At 60.6% G+C, this 1,483-nt stretch carries 1 protein-coding gene; it reads right to left on the reverse strand.

Translation table 11 applies throughout. The features are described from left to right. Window positions 1-1,477, reverse strand: a 1,477-nt coding sequence (locus ACLRGG_RS21290; RefSeq protein WP_416251572.1) for a PAAR domain-containing protein, incomplete at its 3' end; no start/stop codon positions are given. Between the last annotated feature and the right edge of the window lie 6 nt (window positions 1,478-1,483).

Consider the following 1,483-nt stretch of genomic DNA (forward strand, 5'->3'; position numbering starts at 1 on the left):
AGATGTGTATAAGAGACAGGCGGTAAGCCAGCACGCGGGGCAGACCATCAATGCTCCGCCACAGGTATTCATTAAGAAGCCCGTTGCTGTCCTCATGGCTGCGCAGTAAATCCGTACCGTCTCCGTCGTCATACCAGCTGAAACGGCGGCGTAACTGACCGCCACGGCCGGTGACGCTAATCAGCCGGGCCTTGTCATCATAATCGTAGCTGACCAGACAAATCTCATCGTCCAGCCAGGCTCCGGCAAGACGAACCTGCCCGCTGACAGTTACGTAGCGGCATACCACGCGCTGGCCCGCGCTGTCGGTGAGCGCATGCAGCGTATTGTCGTCGTTCCAGTCAAAAAGAATATCGTTACCACAGGGTTCGGTGAATCGCAGCGGCAGGGAAGGGGAATTGTCCCGCAGCGATGAGTAATGCCAGCGCTCGCCGCTGATGTTATACACTGACCAGGTATCGTCCTGATGGTGTTCCAGCCAGCGCTTTTCGGTTTCGCAGAAGGTTCGCTGTCCTTTCGGCACCAGCGGGAAGGAGACGTAATCGCCTGACGGGGCGCGCCACACCAGCCCGTCCTGATACCGCTCAAGGCGGGTTTCCCAGAAAAGTGACCAGCCCCGGCCCAGCACGCTGTCGCCGGGATTGCCGCTGCGCCAGTAACGCTGCCAGCGTACAGGCAGGCGGGAAGGTAATATAAAGTCCAGCTCATCATCACCGGAGAGAAACTTCTGGCCGCTGACGATATCCACCGGACGGGCGATAATGCCCACGGCGGCGGCCCCGGTCATCAGCACGCCGGCGCGGCAGGCGATACGGGCCAGTTTGCTGATACCCGGAATTTTACTGAACAGTTTACCCAGCGCCCCGGCTTTTACGGCTGCGCCACCCTGGCCACCCGCAAGACCAGCAAATAACAGCGTCAGGTCAGACGCTTTATAGAGCCCTTCCGGGACTTCTGACTGTATCGGCAGTGTCTGTTCCGGCTCCCCGCCCGTGCGCACGTTGCCTGAACCGGTCATCACCTTCCCGCCGCAGGTGGTCTGGTCACCGATGCGGGCAGCAGGCAGGCCATTGATGTACACCCTGGACGACCCTTCGGCCATCTGCTGTGAGCCACCATCTTTCGCGCATTCCACCATGCTGTCGGTGGCAATGGCCGCAGGTCTGCCGTTAATGAACACGTTATGCGAGCCGGTAACGATAACGCCACTCTTCCCCATACTGGCGGCACCCGCGTCGGTGATGCTGCCCCTGGCCTTCGTTGCCAGTTCGCCTGTCAGGTATCCCACCGCCAGGCTGGCCCCGACCAGCAGCACGCCAATGCCCAGACAGGACGCCCCGATACCCGCCACCATCAGCGCACCTGCGGCAATACCACCCGCTGCGGCAATCAGTCCACCGACAATCGTTCCGGCAATCATCCCTGCCAGCGCATGAGAATGGCCGATATCATCGCCCACGCGTGCCGCTTCAAACATAACAAC

Origin of the sequence: Erwinia sp. PPS120 (genome assembly GCF_047918655.1) — a bacterium.
GTDB classification, from domain to species: domain Bacteria; phylum Pseudomonadota; class Gammaproteobacteria; order Enterobacterales; family Enterobacteriaceae; genus Erwinia; species Erwinia tasmaniensis_A.